This is a genomic window from Gaoshiqia sp. US2 (genome assembly GCF_059705485.1).
Genome location: NZ_AP048550.1, coordinates 165,620 through 188,277, shown reverse-complemented (window position 1 = coordinate 188,277; position 22,658 = coordinate 165,620). Strand labels below are relative to the sequence as shown.

The 22,658-nt window shown below is 42.4% G+C and carries 20 protein-coding genes; all 20 read left to right on the top strand.

Translation table 11 applies throughout. The annotated features are described in order from the left end of the window. Window positions 1–237 precede the first annotated feature (237 nt). The 20 genes from AC6H3C_RS00740 to traM all read left to right on the top strand — a co-directional run bounded on the left by AC6H3C_RS00740 (window position 238) and on the right by traM (window position 22,658). Window positions 238–2,004, top strand: a complete 1,767-nt coding sequence (locus AC6H3C_RS00740) for a beta-L-arabinofuranosidase domain-containing protein (RefSeq protein ID WP_497518597.1) — start codon at window positions 238–240, stop codon at window positions 2,002–2,004. Between the two features lie 118 nt (window positions 2,005–2,122). Beyond that, entirely contained in the window at window positions 2,123–3,577 is a 1,455-nt protein-coding gene (locus tag AC6H3C_RS00735) for a glycoside hydrolase family 30 protein (protein WP_497518596.1), read from the top strand. A 370-nt stretch (window positions 3,578–3,947) separates the two neighbouring features. Next, window positions 3,948–4,175, top strand: a complete 228-nt coding sequence (locus AC6H3C_RS00730; RefSeq protein WP_497518594.1) for a hypothetical protein — start codon at window positions 3,948–3,950, stop codon at window positions 4,173–4,175. 258 nt (window positions 4,176–4,433) lie between these two features. Next, the gene (locus AC6H3C_RS00725; protein ID WP_497518593.1) at window positions 4,434–5,633 is read left to right on the top strand and encodes an anaerobic sulfatase maturase; all 1,200 of its coding nucleotides are present in this window, start codon (window positions 4,434–4,436) and stop codon (window positions 5,631–5,633) included. Between the two features lie 410 nt (window positions 5,634–6,043). Continuing rightward, window positions 6,044–6,892, top strand: coding sequence for an RteC domain-containing protein (locus tag AC6H3C_RS00720; protein WP_497518591.1), 849 nt, complete (start codon window positions 6,044–6,046; stop codon window positions 6,890–6,892). A gap of 319 nt (window positions 6,893–7,211) precedes the next feature. Then, window positions 7,212–7,472 (top strand): hypothetical protein, encoded by a 261-nt coding sequence (locus tag AC6H3C_RS00715; RefSeq protein ID WP_497518590.1) that lies wholly within the window; start codon window positions 7,212–7,214, stop codon window positions 7,470–7,472. Between the two features lie 300 nt (window positions 7,473–7,772). Beyond that, on the top strand, window positions 7,773–8,069 hold the full coding sequence (locus AC6H3C_RS00710) for a helix-turn-helix domain-containing protein (protein WP_497518589.1): 297 nt from the start codon (window positions 7,773–7,775) through the stop codon (window positions 8,067–8,069). Further along, the gene (locus AC6H3C_RS00705; protein ID WP_497518588.1) at window positions 8,066–9,118 is read left to right on the top strand and encodes a hypothetical protein; all 1,053 of its coding nucleotides are present in this window, start codon (window positions 8,066–8,068) and stop codon (window positions 9,116–9,118) included. The genes AC6H3C_RS00710 and AC6H3C_RS00705 overlap by 4 nt, the downstream gene beginning before the upstream one ends. Then, window positions 9,042–9,770 carry a P-loop NTPase family protein gene (locus AC6H3C_RS00700; protein ID WP_497518587.1) on the top strand — a complete coding sequence of 243 codons (729 nt, stop codon included), beginning with the start codon at window positions 9,042–9,044 and terminating at the stop codon, window positions 9,768–9,770. The genes AC6H3C_RS00705 and AC6H3C_RS00700 overlap by 77 nt, the downstream gene beginning before the upstream one ends. A gap of 259 nt (window positions 9,771–10,029) precedes the next feature. Further along, window positions 10,030–13,554 carry an ATP-binding protein gene (locus tag AC6H3C_RS00695; protein ID WP_497518586.1) on the top strand — a complete coding sequence of 1,175 codons (3,525 nt, stop codon included), beginning with the start codon at window positions 10,030–10,032 and terminating at the stop codon, window positions 13,552–13,554. A gap of 1,080 nt (window positions 13,555–14,634) precedes the next feature. Continuing rightward, a complete protein-coding gene (locus tag AC6H3C_RS00690; protein ID WP_497518584.1) occupies window positions 14,635–14,994 on the top strand; it encodes a hypothetical protein in 360 nt (119 codons plus the stop codon). Between the two features lie 39 nt (window positions 14,995–15,033). Then, window positions 15,034–15,348, top strand: a complete 315-nt coding sequence (locus AC6H3C_RS00685; RefSeq protein WP_497518583.1) for a DUF4134 domain-containing protein — start codon at window positions 15,034–15,036, stop codon at window positions 15,346–15,348. Beyond that, a complete protein-coding gene (locus tag AC6H3C_RS00680) occupies window positions 15,348–15,653 on the top strand; it encodes a DUF4133 domain-containing protein (protein WP_497518582.1) in 306 nt (101 codons plus the stop codon). The genes AC6H3C_RS00685 and AC6H3C_RS00680 overlap by 1 nt, the downstream gene beginning before the upstream one ends. Next, on the top strand, window positions 15,650–18,079 hold the full coding sequence (locus AC6H3C_RS00675) for a TraG family conjugative transposon ATPase (RefSeq protein ID WP_497518581.1): 2,430 nt from the start codon (window positions 15,650–15,652) through the stop codon (window positions 18,077–18,079). Before AC6H3C_RS00680 ends, AC6H3C_RS00675 begins: the two co-directional genes overlap by 4 nt. A 19-nt stretch (window positions 18,080–18,098) precedes the next feature. Beyond that, window positions 18,099–18,755 (top strand): hypothetical protein, encoded by a 657-nt coding sequence (locus AC6H3C_RS00670; protein WP_497518580.1) that lies wholly within the window; start codon window positions 18,099–18,101, stop codon window positions 18,753–18,755. 6 nt (window positions 18,756–18,761) lie between these two features. Next, window positions 18,762–19,475: a hypothetical protein gene (locus AC6H3C_RS00665; protein WP_497518578.1), complete on the top strand. Its 714-nt coding sequence runs from the start codon at window positions 18,762–18,764 to the stop codon at window positions 19,473–19,475. Window positions 19,476–19,514: 39 nt separating this feature from the next. After that, window positions 19,515–20,465 carry a TraJ family protein gene (locus AC6H3C_RS00660; RefSeq protein WP_497518577.1) on the top strand — a complete coding sequence of 317 codons (951 nt, stop codon included), beginning with the start codon at window positions 19,515–19,517 and terminating at the stop codon, window positions 20,463–20,465. A gap of 32 nt (window positions 20,466–20,497) precedes the next feature. Beyond that, window positions 20,498–21,124: a conjugative transposon protein TraK gene (gene traK / locus AC6H3C_RS00655; RefSeq protein ID WP_497518576.1), complete on the top strand. Its 627-nt coding sequence runs from the start codon at window positions 20,498–20,500 to the stop codon at window positions 21,122–21,124. Window positions 21,125–21,142: 18 nt separating this feature from the next. Next, window positions 21,143–21,496, top strand: a complete 354-nt coding sequence (locus AC6H3C_RS00650; RefSeq protein WP_497518575.1) for a hypothetical protein — start codon at window positions 21,143–21,145, stop codon at window positions 21,494–21,496. Then, window positions 21,471–22,658 carry a conjugative transposon protein TraM gene (traM, locus tag AC6H3C_RS00645; protein ID WP_497518573.1) on the top strand — a complete coding sequence of 396 codons (1,188 nt, stop codon included), beginning with the start codon at window positions 21,471–21,473 and terminating at the stop codon, window positions 22,656–22,658. The genes AC6H3C_RS00650 and traM overlap by 26 nt, the downstream gene beginning before the upstream one ends.

The window sequence follows — 22,658 nt, the reverse complement described above, 5'->3', positions numbered from 1 at the left end:
GTTTAACCATTAAAAGATCTGTTGAAGAAACATATCGAAAGTGAGAGTTAAAAACAATAAAACATTTTACCGATGAATACATTCAAACATTCGCGTCCATTATTACTTTTAATTGTTTTGTCCATATTCAGTTCGATTGTATTTTCTCAAATTTCCAAAAAAACTATTCAGAATGAAATAAAAGCGGGGGCCGCGTTCTCCCCCTGTTCAATGGATTCCCTTGTATTGCGGGGTTTTATGGGGAGGAAGCTTCAACTGAGCGTTTCGCATGGTGTTCGGGAGCAAAATGTGGAAGAGCTGGTCTCCCCATTCCGTTACCGCAGTGAAACGCGTCTTTGGCAATCGGAGTTTTGGGGCAAATGGGTCACCTCGGCCATACAGGCCTGGCAGTTTACCAAAGACCCGTTACTTATGCAAAAGATTGAAGGTGCAGTTAATGGATTGCTAACGACGCAGACACCTGACGGTTATATCGGCAACTATGCTGATGGGTCTCATTTGGCACAGTGGGACATCTGGGGGCGGAAGTATTGCCTGCTGGGCTTGCTTGCTTATTATGACCTCGATCCGAAGAATAATCAAAAGGCATTACAATCCGCGATCAGACTGGCCGACCACTTGCTGACTGAAGTTGGTCCCGGGAAAGCCGACATTGTAATGCAGGGCAACTACCGTGGACTTGCAGCCAGTTCAGTCCTGGAACCAATCGTTTTACTATATAAGCGCACCGGCGAACAAAAGTACCTTGACTTTGCGCATTACATTGTCAAGCAGTGGGAAACAAACGACGGCCCCCAACTGGTAAGCAAAGGGCTGGAAGATGTCCCGGTTTATGCCCGTTTCCCCTATGAGCCTGGCACACTGTGGACCACCAACGGGCAGAAAGCTTATGAAATGATGTCGTGCTATGAAGGATTGCTGGAGCTTTATACCCTCGAAGGCAATGCTGACTGGCTAAAGACTACCGAGAATACGGTTAAGAGCATAATAAGGGACGAAATCAACATAGCAGGGTCCGGATCGGCATACGAATGCTGGTTTCATGGCAAAGAACACCAGGCCGAAGCAGTAATCCATTTTAACGAGGTGTGCGTAACCACGACCTGGATCAAACTGTGTACGAAACTATTTAAGATAACGGGTAACCCCGGCTATATCGATCAAATAGAGAAAAGCATGTATAATGCCTTACTTGCTGGCTTGACCCCCGACGGGCATACTTTTACCAAGTACCCTCCCCTGGAAGGCATGAAACAGTTGAGCGGCGGTCAATGCGGAATGGAACTGAACTGTTGCGGGGCAAACGGGCCACGCGCCCTGATCCTTTACCCTCAGTTGATGTATGCGCAGAATGACGAAGGGGTTTTTATTAACTTTTTTGAAGATTCAAGGACCGTATTCCGGACAAAAACAGGAAATGCAGTACAAATTGTCCAACGAGGCAACTATCCGGCAGGCGGTGACCTGGAGATCGAGATCATCCCGGAAAGGGAGGAAACGTTCACCATCGGGGTAAGGGTCCCGGAATGGAGCAAAAAAGTGATGTTACAAGTAAACGACCTGTCATATGAAGCCGGTCCGGGAAATTACCAACGGTTGGTGAGAAAATGGAAAAAGGGGGACAAAATACGCCTGGCCCTGGATATGAGGGGACATGTTATTTTGCAAGGCAATCATTTTGCTATAACAAGGGGCCCGTTGGTTTTGGCCAGGGATGCCCGCTTTAATGACGGGAATGTATTGGAGCCAGCCTTTTCCCCAAAAACGGAAGATGGATTTGTAGAGCTGAATGAAATAAAAGACAAACCAGAAGGAATGCTGATGAGCTATGAGACACCGCTAATAATGGGCTTAAACACCGAACCGGCTTATCACCAGGCAAGGATGGTCAAATTCTGTGATTACGCTTCGGCAGGCAACACTTGGGACGAGCAGTCAAGGTTTAATATCTGGTTTAGGATACCACTAAATGCAATGCAGGGGATAAAACAATCTGATTTCTGATTAATCAATGAGTTTACTGATTTAAGGGGGAAGACGTTTCTGAACTCATATACATTCAGAAGTCTTATTGTCAGTTAAAAATTATTTGCATTCAAAACAAATAAACAAACAATTCAATATGAACAAGATTAATTCTATTCTTCTTTTCGTTTTGAGCCTGGGAATATTCTCGTTTGTTTCGGAGCAAAAAACCGGTGGAAAAGATGTTCCTGTAAAGGCCCAGGTTTTTGTCACCGCTAAAGACACCATGCTCCGATTAACCAAAACCGCCGATATTTCGTTCGAAAATTTCGGACAGCCGCTCGAAACTCAGGCCTGTGTATTTGTTGATCAGCGACACACTTTCCAGACTTATATTGGAATAGGAGGCGCTTTAACTGATGCCTCTGCCGAGGTTTTTTCCAAACTTTCGGAAACCGATCAAAGAGAATTCTTAACGGCCTATTACGACCGCGAAAAAGGGATTGGATACAATTTTAGTCGCACTAACATAGCCAGTTGTGACTTCTCAAGCGACACGTATGATTATATTGCTGAAAAAGATACGACTTTGGCGTCATTTAATGTTTTGCATGATGAAAAGTATCGGATTCCATTTATCAAAAAGGTCATTCTTGCTGCTGGTGGCTCACTGCCTATGTTTGTCAGTCCGTGGAGTCCGCCAGGATGGATGAAAGACAACAATAATGTTTTGCACGGAGGAAAACTACAAGCGAAATACGCCAAGGTCTGGGCAAATCACTATGTGAAATTTATTAAAAAATACGAATCTATTGGAATTCCTATATGGGGGCTTTCTGTACAAAACGAACCAATGGCTAGCCAAATATGGGAGTCGTGCATTTACACTGCTGAAGAAGAACGTGATTTTGTGAAGAACTACCTTGGCCCAACTTTACAGAAGAGTGGATTGGGGAATAAAAAGCTGATTTGCTGGGATCACAACCGCGACTTGATTTTCCAACGCGCCAGCACAGTTTTAAACGATCAGGAAGCTGCCAAGTATATTTGGGGAATTGGCTACCACTGGTACGAAACCTGGAGCGGAAACTCAATGCAGTTCGAAAACCTGAAGCGGGTGAAAGAAGCTTTTCCCGATAAAAACTTGATTTTCACAGAAGGCTGTGTTGCAAAATTCAGCTTTGACCGAGTAAATGACTGGTCATTGGGTGAACGCTACGGAACTTCAATGGTAAACGATTTCAATTGCGGAACCGTTGCCTGGACCGACTGGAATGTTCTTTTAGACGAAAAAGGTGGACCAAACCACATGGGTAATTTCTGCTTCGCTCCAGTACATGCCGACACGAAAAGCGGCAAACTGATTTATACCAACAGTTATTACTACATCGGGCATTTCTCTAAATTTATCCAACCCGGAGCCAAACGGATAAGCTGCTCAACCAATCGGGACAAATTGCAGGCAACGGCATTTCTGAATCCGAATGGCAAAATGGTCGTGGTTATTTTAAATACATCGGATGAAAAGCTGCCTTTCCGCTTGTTGACTGATTGCAAAGCAGCCCAAACAGTTAGTTTGGCGCATTCGATTATGACAATAATTCTGGGATAAAAGAAACCTTTTTAATATCTGGTTTAAGTGCAATGATTTAAAAATGAAACAAACATGTTGTGGGCAGCACAAACACCAATGAATTGGAACGAAGTGGAAATCCATGAAACGAAAATAATTCGCAACAACATGTTAGTTACATCAGACATTAAAAACAAATTATTTACTGATGAAATACTCAATTTATTAAAAAAGAATACTGAAATATGAAAATTTCAGTATTACAAGAAGATATGGTACTGCTATTTCTTTTTTCTACCATATCATGCTCTGTTCATAATGTTTGGAAAAGAAACCAGGATTCATTAAGCGAATAATATTATTTGGGCTTCGTTGCAATTAGGTTGTCTAAGTTTTGAATTAATTTTACTTGGATAGAAAATATGGGTATAATGAAGGAAAACCAACAGAGAATAATTATCAGCTTTACGGAATAGCTTACGGATGTCCCTATATGGACAGACTGGGTAATTGTCCAATCCAGGAATTAGAAGAACTTTCATTTGAAGAAAAGTATCACCGGATAACCGAATTGAGCGAAGACCGAAAAAGGGAATTAGTAAATCATCATATAAACTGTTCTAAGAACAGAGTTTGATTGGAGTGGCTGAATTAGTTAGGTTACCCTTTGCCGAAATTTCGGCAAAGGGTCTTTGAAAAGTTTAAATTTCAAAATATAGAAAGACGATTCATAAAAGCCCCGTTCTTATTTGAAAAGGTAGATTTAGAATGATTATAAAAATTTAGAGTTGAAATTTAGTTACCAATATTTTGGAACAAAAAAAAGGTTACTAAACGTAGATTACGGATTACTCTTGTAGTGGATTAATTTTAAATTGCAATAACGAAAAAAAACATGGCGAGACGGCTTTCTTTATCTTCAGTTTTGATCAAACCAACCGGTCCGGATTGTAACCTGGATTGTAAATACTGCTTTTACCTTGAGAAATCTGCCTTGTTTCAACAATCGCCGGTACATCAGATGAATCCTAAGATACAGGAGGAGATGATTCGCCAGATAATGCAACAGTCGAGTGAAGCGGTAACGATTGGCTCGCAGGGAGGCGAGCCCGCCTTGATGGGACTCGATTTTTATAAGCGATCCATTGAATTGGAGAAAAAATACGGACACGGGCAGTCGATTGGAAACGGGTTTCAGACCAACGGCACATTGCTTGACCGCGAATGGGCCACGTTTTTCAAAGAATACGACTGGTTGATTGGTCTTTCGCTTGATGGACCTCAGCATATACATGACCGCTATCGATTAGATAAAGGACTTCATCCGACTTGGGAGAAAGTGGAAGGAGTGGCCAAGATGTTGTTGGAAGAGGGGGTGGCCGTTAATGCCATGTGCTGTATTACCGACTACTCCGCTGATTATGCTGTGGAGTTATACAATTATTATAAAAGCATTGGCTTTACTTGGATGCAATTTATCCCGATTGTAGAAACCGATAAGGATGATCCTTCAAAAGCAGCCCCATTTTCGGTAACCGATGAAAAATATGGTCAATTTCTGGTTATACTTTTCGATTTATGGATCAACGATTTCAAGAATGGAGAGCCAACAACTTCAGTTCGCCACTTCGATTCGGTTTTTTACAGTTATATGGGAATGGATTCGCCCGAATGCACGATGATGAAAGAATGTGCCCCATACGTGGTTGTTGAACACAATGGTAATGTCTATTCGTGCGATTTCTTTGTAGAGCCTCGCCACCGTCTGGGAAATATTCGGCAGGGAAGGATAATTGACATGCTAAACTCCAAAAGGCAGGACGAATTTGGCAAAGCCAAAACTTCACTACCCCGAAAATGCAAATTTTGTCCTTGGTATCAGAAATGTTTTGGTGGATGTATAAAAGACCGGATTAAAGATCCGGGCGATAAGCGTCAACCCAGGTTTTGCCTGGCCTATCAAATGTTTTTCGAACATGCCGATGCTAAAATGAAGCAGTTGGCAGAGCATTGGCATCAAAAACAGTCCGATTATGCAGAGGTAGAATGTTCCCGCAGGGTTTATAATGCGTTTAAAGATTTTGTCAAAAACTAGTTTTTTTCTATGGGAGAAGATATTACACTCTACGGTTTGACTTTTGACTTTCTATATCATAATAGAAAGAACAACTGCCCAATGCTAGAAGTTGAATCTCTTACTTTTAGTGAGAAATATCTCTGGATTAAGAATTTAAGTCAGCATTAAAAGCAAAGAATGATTGAACAACATAGCAACTGTTCAAAAAACAGAGTTTGATCGGAGTGGATGGTTTGCCCCTTTTGTCTGGAATCCGGGCGAGGGGGCTTTAGGCAAAACTTTCAGACTGAAAAATAAATAATAGGATTGAGTTAATAATTTAGATTACTTGAAAAGGGAAGATTGAACTGTTATAGAATCTGGTGGATGGATTCAAGATATTACCGGTCTTATTTAAGACCCAAACATTAACAGTTTAAATCTTAGCTATGGAAACGTTTTGTGAAATCATTCTGGACCTTGAGAACGACCTGTCTAGAATGAAAGAAGTTTCGGAAAACCTACCGGAACAATTGGAGTATGCTGTCGGGCAGTGTAAGGTCGCACTGGACCGTATGCGTAAATTGGTGGTCAGTGAAGGTTTTCCAGACCAGAAGTCGGAAATCTATTTTTTCAAGAAGATCAAACCTGCTGTTTATTGTAAGCTGATATACTACCGGGCTGTTTTTGAAATTGAGTCCAATCGTAATGAAATAGACAAAAAAGGGCAGAAGAAGTATTTTCAGCAACAGATGGACAAAATCAAGGAATACATGGATAAACACCAGGTGAAAGTCCAGTATTACAAGTGCAATTTCAAGCATCTTGATGAGAAGTATTTTGTGCGTGAAAACAATGAAATCCCAATGGAAATTCGAGGAGACCAACACCTGTTGGATGAAGCCTTCTTTACATGGCACGACCACACGTTTTCGACGATCATGGCCTATGAAATGCTGATGGAATATATCCGGAAAGAGATGGAAAGACTTGAAAACTCAGGTATAGAGACTACGGAAACCTTTAAGTCAACCCTGCGCTGGACCGGCAATAAGATTGACTTGGCCGAGATTCTTTACGCACTCCATTTCTCTGACGCTATCAACGATGGTAATACGACCATCAAGGAATTGACTGAAGCCATGGGATATATCTTGAATGTGGACCTGACAAAGGACATATACAAGTATTATATGGAAATCAAGCAGCGAAAGATTGAAAAGGCCAAGTTTTTGGATTACATTAAAGCTATTTTGAAACGAAGGATCGACGAAGATGACAAATTTCAAGCTCCATAATAGGAAAAGTAAAAATGATCAAAAATCAATAGTTCCGGTATGTTTTGTATCTTTGCTATTGATAAATGAAATGAATTGTAAACGATCATCGGAAATAAAACTCCGATGAATTGAGGACATATAATGCGTTGACTTTTATTTGAGAATCCTAAAACCGCCAGTTTTATTGATTATAGTCTCAGAGATAAAAGTTCGATGTCTGCGCTTTTGGCGTGGATCGAGCTTAACTGAGACTAGGGTTCCTGGCGGTACCGTGGAAGATTTAAGTCTTGGTTCGCGCCTCTTTTTTTGATAAAAATTACACCCAAAATAATAAGTTATGTCAAATCTTTATACTGATAAAATCCGTCAAAATGCTGATCTGCTTGTCCCGATCTCGGAATGCCCGTTTGGGGATCCAATCGCTGAATGCCCATTTATCCCTTATTATGCACTGAAGGATGAGCAAAAACAAATGGAACAAGTTGAAGTTATCCCACAGGAAGAACTGGATGAACTCCGCAAATTCCATCGCGCTTGCATGGCAAGATACAGGAGTGGCGAATGGAAACCAACAAATCCCAAAATGAAAGCGATATAAAATCGTCAGAGGAATTCCACCCTTCCTCTGTATATATCATTCCTTTCCCAATTGAATACAGTTGGCTATATGTGCTGCTATTTCTCCTCAAATTCTTGTCTGAATAAAATATCCTTATCATCTATTTGAATTGTATTATATCTGATTGTTTATCAGTGTAATATTATATTGTCTTGTGAATTCTTTTCTTTTTGATTAACCATAAAAAACACCCCGTCTGAACTCGTATTGACAACAAATGATTTTTGAAGGCTTCAAATTTGGGACTATTCAAAATGTACCAATTTAAATTTTAAAGTTATGCCTTCAGAAATTATTACAACTGACGATCTTCGGGAATTTAAAACCGAATTACTCACCGAGTTCAGAAAGATGCTGAAAGAGCATCATGGTCAACCATCCAAAAAGTGGCTTAAATCCCACGAGGTCAAGAAAATGCTTGGCATCTCTCCGGGAACCCTCCAGAACATGAGGATAAACAGAACCATTCCATTTACAAAAATGGGCGGAATCCTTTTCTATGACTCCGAAGACATTCGTAAAATACTGGAAGATAACAAGAATGTGCCCCGGTTCAGTTTCGACGGGAAACGATGAACTACATCAGGCACCTGAGCGGATTCTTTATCCGGTTGGCCGAAGATCAGCGGATGACACCTTATCACATCAGCCTGTATTTTTCCCTGTTTCAGCAATGGAATGCGGAACGGTTCGGGGATTGGTTTGTCATTTCCAGAAGTGAAATGATGCAACTGTCCCGGATTGGTTCTGCCAATACCTATGCCCGCTGCATGAAAGAGCTGTCTGATTGGGGATATATCAGGTACTCCGCTTCTTCCAATCTCCACTCAGGTAGCCGGGTCTCCTGTATCAGATTCGATACTGTAACTGATACCGCAAGAAATACAGGAACTGATACCGGTATCAAAACTAATTCTTCAACCGATATAGGTAATAATACTGGAAGAGATACCGGTATTTCAGGCAGTACTGAAAGTGATATAGGAAGTAATACCGCAAGTGATACCTGTATTAAAACTGATACTGCATCTGATACTACAAATGATACTGGAAGAAATACCGGGACTTCATGCAATCTCAAAAGTGATACTGCATGTGATACCGCAAGTGATACCGGTATCACAGCCAATACTGAAACTGATACAGGAAGAAGTACTGCTGACCAAGAAAATAATTCTGCCGGTATCAAATCTGATACTCCATGTGATACAGGAAGTGATACACTTCTTATAAACAGTCTAAACAAAAAGAAACAGGAAGAAAAGTCAGTCAGAAGAAATCAAGAATCAGATGTTGATGAAAACGAAAAAAGTCAAAAAAGGATTAAAAAGAAAAATTCCAAAAATCTTCCGGAGGAGAAATCTCCGATTCCGGATTTATCCGAAACCGAACAATTTTTTGAACAGAACCAGTTTCCTCGCAGCGAGGCGCAGAAGTTTTACGCCCACTACCAGTCGTCAGGCTGGAAAACGGGAGATATGAAAAAAATACTTTCCTGGCAGGCCGTTGCCCGGAAATGGATGAACAATACCCAAAGTTTTAGAACAGATGAACGAGAACCCAATCAAGTCGGGACCAGCAAACTTAGCGTCACCGTCAACAAAGATTATTCTGAACCCTTATGAGCAGATAGCCGATTTTCGCGGCGGAGTATTCAATTTCAGCTTCCCGGCCAGCCTGCAATGGATGGAAGAGCGGGGTAAAATCCTTTTTGGAAACCATTTTTCATTGGTTGAATCCGACTTCGAGCTGATCTACAAACTGCTGGTTTATGCCATCGGTGATCAGGAAAATGCTGCAAATCACGGAATCAGCCTGAGAAAAGGTATTCTTGTGTCGGGCCCAATCGGATCGGGCAAAACAACTTTGATGCAGTTGGTGAACTATTTTTTCCCCAGAGAAACTCAATACCTCGTTAAGCCAACCAGGGAGATCAGTTTTGAGTTTGAGAAAGATGGATTTGCAGTGATCAATCATTACAGCAAGGGTTCATTTGTCAAATATGCCAATATGCCTTTCCTGCCAAAGGTGTATTGTTTCGATGATTTGGGATTGGAACAGACCCCGAAATACTTTGGCAACGAATGCAATGTGATGGCAGAAATCCTGCTAAACCGCTATGACCTGTTTGTCTCCAAACGCATGATGACCCACATTACCACCAATCTCTCTGCTTCAGAATTGGAATCCATATACGGCAACAGAATCCGCAGCCGGATGCGAGAGATGTTCAATCTGGTGGCCTTTGACCGGGATACAAAAGATAAACGGGTTTGAAAATTTTGATTTTGATTTTTGTAAGTTTTTTCATTTTGTGCAGTGCAAAAGGGTTTAGTTGAGAGATATAAGATGAAGTGTGTAAATTAATCTGATACTGTTTGTTTTATACCGAAAATATTAGATTTTAAATTAAAAATATAGTTCATTAGGAATTCAATGTTTTTTTAATATAACTTTACAAATAGCTCATAAACAGCAAAAAACCAAATAGTAATTCTATACTAACCTATCTCATATTTGAGTTTAATCTTTAGCAATGCAACACCAATCAGATAGAAAAGGACAGGTAAATTTTTTCGTTGCAATTAGCATTCCTTTTATTGCGTTACTGGTTCAATGGCAACTGTGGTCATTCATCAACCCTTTTGTTTGGTTTTTGTTCTATCCGGCTGTGTTTTTCAGTGCACGTGTCGGGGGACTGAAAGCAGGTATCGCCAGTACCCTTTTATCCGCATTGATGGTTTGGTTTTTCTTTATGCCGCCTGAATTGTCTTTTAAAATAGAAGAACCCAAAGCCCTGTTTTCAATTATAGTATTTGTTGTTATGGGCTATCTCTTTAGTGACGTGCAGGAAAACCTGAAAAAGGCTAACCGGAAAACTTCCGAAGCTTTGGATGCCGCACAGGAGGCAAACGAAAAAGTAAGCCAATTATATGAAAAATCAGTTGAAGCAGAGAGACTTAAAACCCATTTTTTTACCAATGTCAGTCATGAACTCCGCACCCCGCTTACTTTAATTGTAAACCCAGTTTCCGAGTTGCTGAAAAAGGGAAAGATCGATAAAACCACAAGGTATGATCTTGAACTTATCCAGAGAAATGCCAATGTTTTATACCGTCGGGTGACCGATTTGTTAGATATATCCAAATTGGAAGCCCACCAGATGGCTTTAAATTATTCGCGTGTTGACCTGGTTGAAAATACCCGGTTGATTACTTCTTACTTTGACTCTATCGCCAAATCAAATAAAATCCAATATTTGGTTCAACTTCCTGATAAGTTATTAGTTGAACTCGATACAGAGAAGTATCAGCGTATTCTCCAGAACCTTTTGTCCAATGCATTTCGTTTTACGCCGCCCGGAGGTGAGATTTCGATTAGTTTGACAAGCAATGGTGAGAACGTAATTTTTGAGATAAATGATAGCGGCCCTGGAATACCATCAGAGAAAAGGGAAAATATATTCGGACGCTTTCAGCAAATTGAAGGACAGAAAGGACAACTTTATGGAGGTACCGGGCTGGGATTAGCCATAGTTAAAGAATTTGCAGAGCTTCATAAAGGGAAAGCCGTTGTTTCAGATTCTCCGAGAAACGGGGCATTATTCCAGGTTTTCCTTCCCCTGAAAGCGCCGGAAGGAGTTACAGTTTCGGAAAACGAGGGAGAAAAATCAACTGACATCAGGAATCAGGTATCCTTTGACTCTTACCTGGAGGAATCCGGGAAATTAAAAAAGACCCGGAATTCTGAAACAGCATTGTTAAATTCTATCCTGATTGTGGACGATAATCAGGATATTACCGATTTTCTTAGCCGTAGTTTATCACCCGACTTTTTAATATCGACAGCATCAAATGGTCAGGAAGGGTTTGAAAAAGCGTTAATGATTAAGCCTGACCTGATTATTACTGACATTATGATGCCCCTGATGAACGGTGATGAAATGGTCCACCTGATTAGGGGCAATGAAGACTTGACGGATACTCCGATCATCATGCTGACTGCCGTTATTGACGAACAGCTTAAGTATAAACTATTGAAGGAATCGGTTCAGGATTTTCTGACCAAACCGTTTTCGGTCGAAGAGCTTCAATCAAAAGTTGAAAATATTATCAGGTTAAATTCAAAACAGAAGAGTAAAATTGAAGAAGCCGAACTCCGTTACCAATATGCCCTTGACAATATGCTTGAGGGCTGCCAGATAATTGGGCACGACTGGCAATACCTGTACATAAACGACAGCGGGGCAAAATTCGGACATACAACCAGGGACGATATAATAGGGAGAAAAGTCATCGAGGTTTATCCAAATATTGTGGAACAACCTATCTACGCCAAGCTAAAAAATTGTCTTGAAAACAAAGTTCGCGACCACTTTGAAATTGAATTTATATATCCGGACCAATCAAAGGGCTGGTTTGAAATGAGTATCCATCCCATTCCCGATGGGATTTTTATATTATCTTTTGATACTACCGAACGCCGAAAAGCTGAAGAACGGATAAAGAAATCTGAGGCAGAGCTCAGGCGGGCCCAGCAGATAGCTGCTTTGGGATACTGGACATGGTCTATCAAAGACAATAAGCTAGAGCTGTCAGATGAGATCTTCCCTATAATGGGGATTGATCCAAAAACGTTTGACGGGAGCATCGAATCGCTTATACGGAACGCAATTCATCCTGACGACAGGGAACGAGTTTTTAATTCGATGAAAGTCGTCATTGAAGAGGGGGTTACTGTTCCTGCTGAATACAGGGTCGTTTGGCCTGATGGTTCGCTTCATTACGTCTGGACAGAATCCGGTGAACTCATACATGATGACTCCAATAAACCATTAATACTAAAGGGAATAATTCAGGACATTACGCAGCGTAAACTTGCCGAAGATGAAATTATCAGGGCAAAGGAAAGAGCAGAAGAAAGCGACCGGTTAAAATCCTCTTTTTTGGCAAACATGAGCCACGAAATCCGTACACCGATGAATGCGATCATTGGTTTTTCAGAACTGATCTTAGATCCTGACTTTGACGAATCGAAAAAAACTGAGTTTACCCACCTGATCCAGCGTCGGTCATACGATTTGTTGCATATTATTGAAGACATTTTGGATATTTCTAAAATTGAGGTAGGCCAACTACAGGTTATTATGGTTCCCGTCAAAATATCCAATCTCTTAAAAGGATTGAACGAATTTTACCAGTTGTACCTTGAAACAAACCATGAAAAGTCTGACGTTTCAATACTTCTATCAATTCCGGATGAATTAATTAACACCGTGATCAGAACCGACGCGCAAAGGCTCAAACAGGTACTTGGAAACTTAATTGATAATGCGATCAAATTTACTAAAGAGGGCTTAATCGAATTTGGGATTACCAAAGGGGCTGATTCAGAAATTATCTTTTTTGTTAAAGACTCCGGTATCGGGATAGAGCCGGATAAACAAACGATCATTTTTGACAGGTTCAGGCAGGCCGAAGATATAAGTTCCACCCGAAAATATGGCGGAACGGGATTAGGACTTTCTATCGTCAAAGGCATTCTTGAATTATTTCATTCAAGAATGTGGCTCGAATCGGAATTAGGGAAAGGCTCAACGTTTTATTTCAACTATTCGTTGAATGGGGATGTTGAAATCCATGAAGCAAAACAGGAGAAAATTAAAGTCCATTCGAAATGGAACGGTAAAGCCATATTGATTGTTGAAGATGACCAGCCAAATGCAATATACCTGAAAGAATTGCTTAACGGGCACGATATAAAATTGTTTTTTGCAGGGTCGGGCCATGAAGCGCTCGAAGCTATAGACCAAAACCCTGAAATCAACATGGTTCTCATGGATATCCGGTTACCGGACAGCAATGGATTGACTATTACCCGGTCTTTGAAACAGACAAAACCGAAAATGATAATTATTGCCCAGACCGCTTACGCCTCGGCCAATGATATTAACGAATGTCTGGCTGCCGGATGCGACGACTATATTTCGAAGCCGATTAATTCGCAAAAATTATTTGAACTCCTGAACAAATACCTTCCAGCAAAAGCATCTATTAATTAACCCAATTCCTGTTAGGAAACTAATGTTCTACTCAGTAAACTAATGAGGTTTGTGTATTAGGTTCTGCGGCCTGTTCGCGCTTTGGCTCCGCCAGGGCGCGAACAAGCCTCGATTCAGCATGGAAGAGTGGCCTTGTCCGGTTCAAAGATCAATACCTGTCATTTCATGCCTGGATTGACTTTTCCCTTCCCGTCCACACTTCCCCGTTTTTTTTTAGGTTTTAAATGAATTTTGAGGTTTAAAAATCCTTTTAGCAGGTATTTCCCCTGTACCCCGGCACATTCGCTTCCCTCGCTTTATCACTCCCTTTTCCCTGTTCGTAACCTCACTGGGACCGGTCGCTTGATCCGCTCGTTCAGCTCATAAGCCGGGTTGTACCGCACGGCAAGAGTAGCCCGATTCATTCCATTGCGCTGACCCCTCCCCGACTCCATTTCGCCCGCCCGGTTTACCCATAACCACTTCCCTGCACAAAACCGGATGCAGGGCTTCATTCCGGCCCTAGCCGTCAGCTTCATTCCATTTCCGGGCCACACTTGCCTTTCGCCCGCCCACTCTCAAAAATTTTGGTCAGTTAATAGTTTCGTCAAAATCAAAAAGCAAGCCTAATTTAGCCAGTCTCCACACATCCAAGTGCCGGAACAAATGCAAGACCAAGACAAGTGTCCCGCTTTTTTCCTCATTTTGTTTCCCATTTCAATAAGAAATTTTCCTGATTGACCGGTACAGTCTTGCATTTCCGCCCCGACCGGCTCTTGATTGGCTTTCTTTTTCTTTTTTTGACTGTTTTTTCTCTCTCTTTTGGAATAATCTTTCACCCTCCAAACTGTATCAAATCATACTCTTTGAAATGGGATTTAAAGCCTAAACAAATCCTATCAGTATCAAAACGATACAAAACCAATTAAAATACAATTGATTGTTAATGTGTTTCTTAACCATATAAAACACCCCACCTGAACTCATCTTGATAAATAATCTGATTCCGGCACTTCACCTTTGCGGCGATGACTTGAGGGAATGGATTGACCAAAACCCTCAATGTCCATCACTTTTTATCTACCAAAAAACTTAAAAAATATGTTTGGAATCGATCAAATCAGTTGGGGGCAATTCGTTCAATTCATTGCTGGAGCTCTTATTTTATGGTACCTGTCAATTATCCTTATTGCGCTTGTCAATCAAAAGAGCAATCGGAAAACTCTTTTTGAGGACGACCAATTTACTCCGGTTCTTTCAGAGGGCTTGCAACCCATTGCGGTCTCTGCACATGATTACCCTTCAGAGCTTATCCCAATTCGGTTGGCAGAATCGATTCTCTTACCAGTTTCCTTGTACGAAGAAACCGGTCTGGACGACGGTTACCCTATCGAATGCTTTACAAATCCCAATCATCCTCAATTGCCAAAAATCCTGGAGAACATCCAGTTCCAGTCATAAATCATCCTCAATTATTCATTCTTAAAAACTCAAAGTTTCATGAAAACAAAAGTTCAACGTTTTTTTAAAAGGGTGGAAGCCCTTGTTGTTTTGCTCCTTCTGGGCGTTTACCAGGCCATGGCCCAATCCGCCGCCGGAATTGATCAGGCCACTGCCGAAGTGAGTTCTTACGTGGATCCCATCTCCAACCTGATTATTGCCATTGGAGCCGTGGTTGGGCTGATTGGCGGTGTCCGCGTGTACATTAAATGGCAGAGCGGGGACCAGGACACCCAGAAAGCCATCATGGGCTGGTTTGGTGCATGTCTGTTCCTGATTCTGGTGGGAGTAGTGATCAAGGCATTCTTTGTCTGATGCAGGGCTATCCAGTCAAAAAGGTGGATATCCGGTTGTATATCAAAGGGCTTTCCGGCCCTTTGGTATTCCGGGCATTGTATGGCATCATCGCTACCTTCTTTTTATTCTCTGCGCTCTACATTCTGGTTGGGGTTTTTCCGGCAGTGTTGATCGGGGTCCCAGCCTTTTTCGGATACCTCTATCGGCTGAATACCATTCAGAAGAAGTACGGTCCGGAAGGGTGGGGCAAGAAACAGACCGCCCGGAAACTGCCTCAATTTATTAGTTGCAAACGAAGAATCCATCAAATTTACGCCACATGAAGATCAAGAACCTCGAAAGTATACTGCCTGTAATGGGATTTAACGGTGATGTTCAGGTCTCCAATAACCTGGATCTGACCATTGGATTCCGGCTTCAATTACCAGAAGTCCTGTCATGCAGTACCGAACAACTTTATATGCTGCACGATACCTTTCAGAGGATGATCAACCTGCTGCCTGCCGGAAGTTTTATCCATAAACAGGATTTTTTCCTGGTTAAAGAATTCCATCCGATGGAATCGGAATCGGAATCAGAAACAACCGGAGCAAAGGAAAGCCTGAATGAATCCTATCTGGAGCACTTTGACGGAAGACGATATTTGAAACACAACTGCTGTTTTTACATCAGTCTGCTAAATAAAGGCCTTCTGAAAAACTACCTCGAATCCGCTTTAATCTTTTCCCGGAAAGAACGCAACCTGGAAAAATTGCAGTACGACAAGATCAATGAACTGCGGAGTAATGTGATCGCCATTTTCACCCAAAATGGAATTGGATGTGAACCCATATCAAGGAAAGAAGCCATTGGAGATGAACATTCCCTTGGATTGATCGAACGCTTTCTGAGCCTTAATTTTACAGAGAACCATCCGGCATTGGGAGGCATTGATTTTCGTGACCGGCTGAAAGTGATGGATCAGTTTGTGGAAGTATTGTCATTAAGCGATTATTCTCACATTCCGGCAGAACTCAGGCCAGCTTCGGAGCATCCGCAGACCGGACTACCCGTATCGCTGGTTTACCCGGTAAGTTATCACCTGCCTTTTTCACACATCACCAACCAGTTTATTTACATTCCCGATCAGCAGGAGATCAAAGGCTTTCTGGAAAGCAGCTACAAAAAAATCTTCAGTTTGTCCAAGTTTTCTTCAGAGAACAAAGTCAATGCCGGGCTGATTGAATCCTTTTTAGATCAGGTACAGACATCAGGAGAAAAGATTGTGAAGACCCACTTTAATGTGATGCTTTTCGATTCAGCCCTGAAAGATTTGAAGCAACACAAGAGCGAAACCAGTTCCGCTTTTTCGATGATGAACTGTTTTCCATACCAGCACACACATGATCTGCCGATGCTCTTTTTCTCCTGTGTGCCTTTCTCCACGCAGCTTCCGGAAACAGAACTGTTCATCACCCAGGTTCCACAAGCCTGTTGCCTGACCAACTTCGAAGGTGAGTTAAAAAACAGTCAATCAGATTTTACCATCCGGCTTTCTGATAGGCTGGAAGGTTGCCCGGTGAAGATTGACATTTCGGATGAGCCGATGCACAAACACCTGATCCATAACCGCAACAAAATCATTATTGGTGGGTCAGGTTCCGGAAAATCCTTTTTTACCAACCATCTGCTGCGGCAGTATGCTGAAAGTGGCAATTGTCACATTGTACTACTTGACGTAGGCCGAAGCTATGAACTATTGACCATCTATCTAAATGAACGGCTCAAAGATCAGGGCGGTGCCATGATGGTGGAGTTTACCACTGAAAACCCGATTTCGTTTAATCCATTTATCCTGGAAGGAGAACTTGACATAGAACGCAAACAAACCATACTATCTGTGATCTACACCATTTACAAGGAAAACCTATCGGAGATGGAAAAGGACGTGATTGCCCATTCGTTGACAGCCTTTTTTGAATCTGACTCAAATGAACGGTCTTTCAATGGTTTTTATGTGTATTGTCAAAGCTACATTCCGGCACTGGTTAAAGAACAATCCATCCAGTTCAACAGCAATGAGTTTTTCTTCATCCTGGGCAAATACTACCGGGGAGGGGAATATGACTATTTGCTGAACAAGCAGATGGACACCGATGAGTTTTTCCGTTGCCCTTTTATTGTCTTTGAATTGGACAATATTAAGGACCACGCAACAATTTTTCCGGTCGCTACCCTGATCATCATCGACATTTTTATGCAGAAAATGAGGCGGTTAAAGGGTGTTCGGAAGGTCCTGTGCATCGAAGAGGCCTGGAAAGCAATCGCAACTCCCCAAATGGCCAGTTACATCAAATATTTCTATAAGACCATCCGCAAATTCTTTGGAGAGGCGATGGTGGTCACCCAGGAAGTGGACGATGTGATTTCCTCGCCGGTGATCCGGGATGCAATTATCAACAACGCCGATACCCGGATATTGCTTGACATGAGCAAGTTCCGGAACAAGTTCCAGAGCATCAGTGACACCCTTGGGTTATCCGAGTTCCAGAAAGACCAGATTCTGTCGATAAACAAAAACCTGCCATCAGGACGAAAACTCAAGGAAGTCTTTATCGGTTTGGGAAGCTATTCCCAGGTTTATGCCCTGGAAGTCAGCAAACCCGAATACTACTGCTACACCTCTGAACAAAGCGAAAAGGAAATGATCCTGAAAAAACTCCATGAAGCGCAGGACTTAACCTTTGTCGAAATCCTCAAATCCATGTAAAACATCAACAGTTACAACAATGAAAACAAAAGCAACAATTTTAATTCTCGGGATAGTTGTTTTATTCAACATACTCATCCCCAAAAACAGTTTTGCCCAGGCTCCGGTGACCGACGTTGGGGCAGGTATTCAACGCGAAGCTCTTTGGGATCAGGAAAAGGGAATCCTGTCTGAAATTAACTGGTACAATGTGCTGATCAAAGTACTGAACGGCGACATCAAAGGGTTAACCTCCGAACTGGTCGGGATTGATCAAAAGAAGCTGGCAAGCCTTCAAAAGGTTTCTTACCTGATCAAAGATTACAAGCGCATCAAGCAGACCAAAGAGATGCTGGACAAGATCATCTACATCTACACCACCAAATTACCACTGTTGGTTCAGGACGAAAACTTCACCACCCGTCAGGCTGGAGTGATTGTCGAATCCTTTGATTTGGTGCTGGATGACAGCCGTCAACTGGTCACTACCATTTTGAATACCATCGTGGAAGACGACCTGTTTATGATGGATGACAAACAGCGGTACGACACCATCAACGGGATTTATAACGAAGTGAAAAAACACTACGGAACCATCTGTTACCTCTACAACAAGCTGGCCTGGGCTTCCTACCAACGCAGTTTCAATGCCGGACAGATCGAAAAGTTCGCCTTTTACTATACCCTTTATGATTAACAACCCATGAAAACCATACTTTTCATACTCATCTTTCCCTTGGCAGCATTGCTGCCTGGGAAGGAACTCCAAGCCCAGGTATTTGACATCAAACCTTGGAACGGCTCTTACCCCGACATGCAAGGAACCTATCCGCTTTCTTTTATGGCATTCAAAGGCTGGTTAATACCGGTCCCCCATGTGTTTATCCGTACCTGGCCAACTCATTACTATATAGAAGTTGATGCGGCTTTGGTATACGACACGGAAGAATACGCCGGAATGCTGAAAACCAACCTGCTGAAGATCATCGAAAGGCTGATTGAGAAATCGCAGATGCAGAAAAGGCATGAGGAAACGGAACAGATCAAAAACAATACAGAAACCCAGCGGGACATTGAAAAGAAGATCTTCGATGCCAATTCCGACCAATTGCCCGACGTTTACAGTATCGCTTCCGGATTTGTCAGGCTTTACATCAGTATCGACAACCTGGACAAGCTGCCCAATTGCAAATGGCTCCGGCAAACTTACCAAAAGGAGGCCGACGAATTACTGACCCGGTTTATTTCCGTCAACTTGTTTCTGACTGACCACGGCAAAAAACTGGAAGCCTTTGACGAAATCCGTTGCGAACTAAACAAGCAAATCGGAGAGACAGACTACACCTACCGAAAGGTATTGCACCTGCAGGCTTTTAACAACAATGTGCCTCAGTCCTATGCTTTCCTGAAGGACTAACAATTAACCATTGATCATTAACCATTTAAAACTTGATTCATGCTTTTACAAGTAATGAGTACCCAAAGCTTTTTTCAATTTACCGATGTATTGGTCCGGGGAGGCCTGGACAATGCCCAGTTGCTGGTCAATATGGCCCGCGCCATTGGTGGCATTGCCGCTTTTCTGTACATCTCCAAACGCATCTACGAACAGCTGATTGCTGATAATCCTATCTCACTATTACCACTTCTCCGGCCATTTGCGCTGGTGTTGGTGATTACCTTTTGGGCTCCCTTTGTTCAACTGCTGATGGTTCCCACCAAAGGGCTGACCAAACTCTCGGAAGCTATTTATGCCGACAAAAAACACATCGTGGCTGCCAAACTCGAAGAAAAGCAGGATGCCATCCTTGCTGTTGACTTGCCTTCATTTCAGGAAAACGAAGAGAAAGAAGCATCACTGTGGGATAAAGGGGTCAACCTGCTTTTAACTACCTACAACATTGTTTCCGGAAGGGCATTGCAGCATCAGATCAATTTTTACCTGATGGATAGTGTCCGGCAGCTTTTGGAATCCTTTTTTGAGGCGCTAGTTTACCTGATCGCTTTCCTTCGAACGGTGTTTTGTGTGCTGCTGATCATCTTCGGGCCACTGGTATTTGCTGTCTCCATTTTCGACGGATTTCAGGAGAATTACCTTCAATGGATTGCCCGGTTTGTGAACGTGAACCTGTATCTGCCCATAGCCCTGATTGTTCTTTCCTTGGTTCAGGAAGTACTGATTTATGTACTTGATGCAGAGATAGCCGCCACTAAAGCCTCGCTGATCTACCAGCCTTCACTGTACTACGTTTCCAACATGGTTGTGCCGGTATGTGGCATTGTGGGATTGGTAATGGTGCCCAAAATCGCATCCTGGATTGTCAGTGCATCAGGAACTGGAAGCGGCGGGGGACGGATGGTGAAAACTGCGGCCATGATGATGATCACCAAAGGGGCAATGAAATAATCCAATCCACAAACAATCAATCCAAAATCAAGATGAATAAGATTTTTGACATACAGCGCAAATTCCGCTTTACTGTTTATATCCTTTTGGCCGTCAGCCTGCTTTTGATCGGCTTTAGCACTTATGTTTTCACCCGTTCAATCGGACTGGTTGAACGGTCCCGCCAGAAAATCTATGTGCTGGACAACGGCAAATCCCTTTTATTGGCCCTTCGTGCCGACATCACGGACAACCGGCCTTCAGAGGCCAAAGACCATGTGAAACGCTTTCATGAGCTGTTTTTTACGATGGAACCCGACAAGCAGTACATCGAAAACAATGCACGGGAAGCGCTGTACCTGGCCGATGGTTCGGCCATGAAACAGTACCAGTCTTACAAGGAAAATAACGTCTATAACCAGATCATTGCTTCCGACATCAGCATGACCCTTACGACCGATTCGGTGCAAATCGATTTTTCGGCATATCCCTACCAGTTCCGGTTTTTCGGTCGCCAAAAGATTGTCCGCAAATCCAACATTACCATTCGCAACATGGAAACCTCCGGACGGCTCCGGAACATCTCCCGGACTGACAATAACCCGCACGGGTTTATGATCGAGGATTGGTTGATAACGGACAATAAAGATTTGGAAACGATGAAACGCAAGTCCTTTTAATTCTAAAAAACAACGATTATGAATACAGAAAATAAACAATCCAAAAGCCTTGTGACCCGGATCAGTGAAGCCAGTCGGTTTAATGAATGGATCAACAGGCTGGACCAGAAGGATCAAAAACTCGATCCGGCCAAACGAAAGAAGAAGTGGGCCATCATCCTGGGTGCATCATTCTTGCTATACCTGATTTCATTCTTTGTTTTCCCAAAACCGGCAATCACGTACGAACCCATCCAGCCGGTCAGTGAAGGAAACCCGGATATAGCGAAAACCCTAGAGCATAAGAAATCCCTCTCTTTTGAAATGCCCGTTGACTCTTTTGAAACTATTCTAAAACAAGAAATACATGAAAGCATACCTGAAAAGAAATAAGCCTCTGCTGTTCCTTCCTTTGGTTTTGATCCCTTTTATTGTTCTGATCTTTTATGTGCTGGGAGGTGGCGAAAAGAAGGAAAAGGAAGAACAGAAACAAAAAGAGCAGCAAGTGGCAAAGGGTGCCAATTACACCCTTCCTGATGCTGATAAAAGCGTCGTGATTTACGACAAGATGGATAATTATTCCTCGAAAAAGGAAGCCACCACCAGTCACGATTATAACATTGCAGGCGAAACCGATTCCACCAATGAGGAAACTTTGGCACAAGAATCCCTGTCGGAAGAAAAGCTGCTTTCTGGGAAAAGGAATCTGTATAAGAACGATCCGGTTCCTGAACTGAATGCTGATGTTTCCACTGATCTGTTGGCTCATATCCGGCAAAAGGAAAAGACAGTCAGGGAAGATCTGGAAAATAGCCAAACAGAAACAAAATCACAAAATGAGGATGCAGACTCAAATCAGGTAGATAAAGGCAAAAGGGATTCCAATGATCAAAAAGGATCAGCTTCAATTGCTCCGACCGGCATTGAAGAACTGGACAAGGTATTTCGGCAAAACAGCAAACTGGCCAAGCAGAATGATTCCCTGAACATACGATTAAAGGAAACCTCCGCTAAAAATGAGAAACTGGAAGCAGAAAAGAACAAGCACTTTACCCTAGAAAAAGGTGGCAAGTCAGGGTTTAAACCCAAAGATACAGCAGTCCCGGTTATTGAAGCTGAAGTTTATGAAACCACCACGGTATTAACTGGCAACAGGGTGAAGCTGCGGCTTCTGGAAGAAGCCTGGCTAAATGGAGTTAAAATCCCGGCCAACACTTTTTTGTATGGCATCTGTGAAGTCAGCAACGAACGCCTTCAGATCGAGGTGATGCAAATCCCGGTAGGTGAAAAGTTTGTTCCGGTCGACATCACCGTTTGTGATCTGGACGGCCTACCCGGCCTGTATGTTCCCGACAATGCCTCCCGAAAAGTTGCCAAAGAGGTCGGCAGCAGCGCCAACACTTCCTCTATGTTCGGTGTAAGCAACAATCCGCTGACTTATATGGGAATGCAGGCAGCCGACCGGACAGCCCAATCCCTGCTAAAAATGATACGAATCAAAAAAGTCACCATCAAGAAAAATACCCTCGTTTATTTAATCAACAAAAGCAAATAA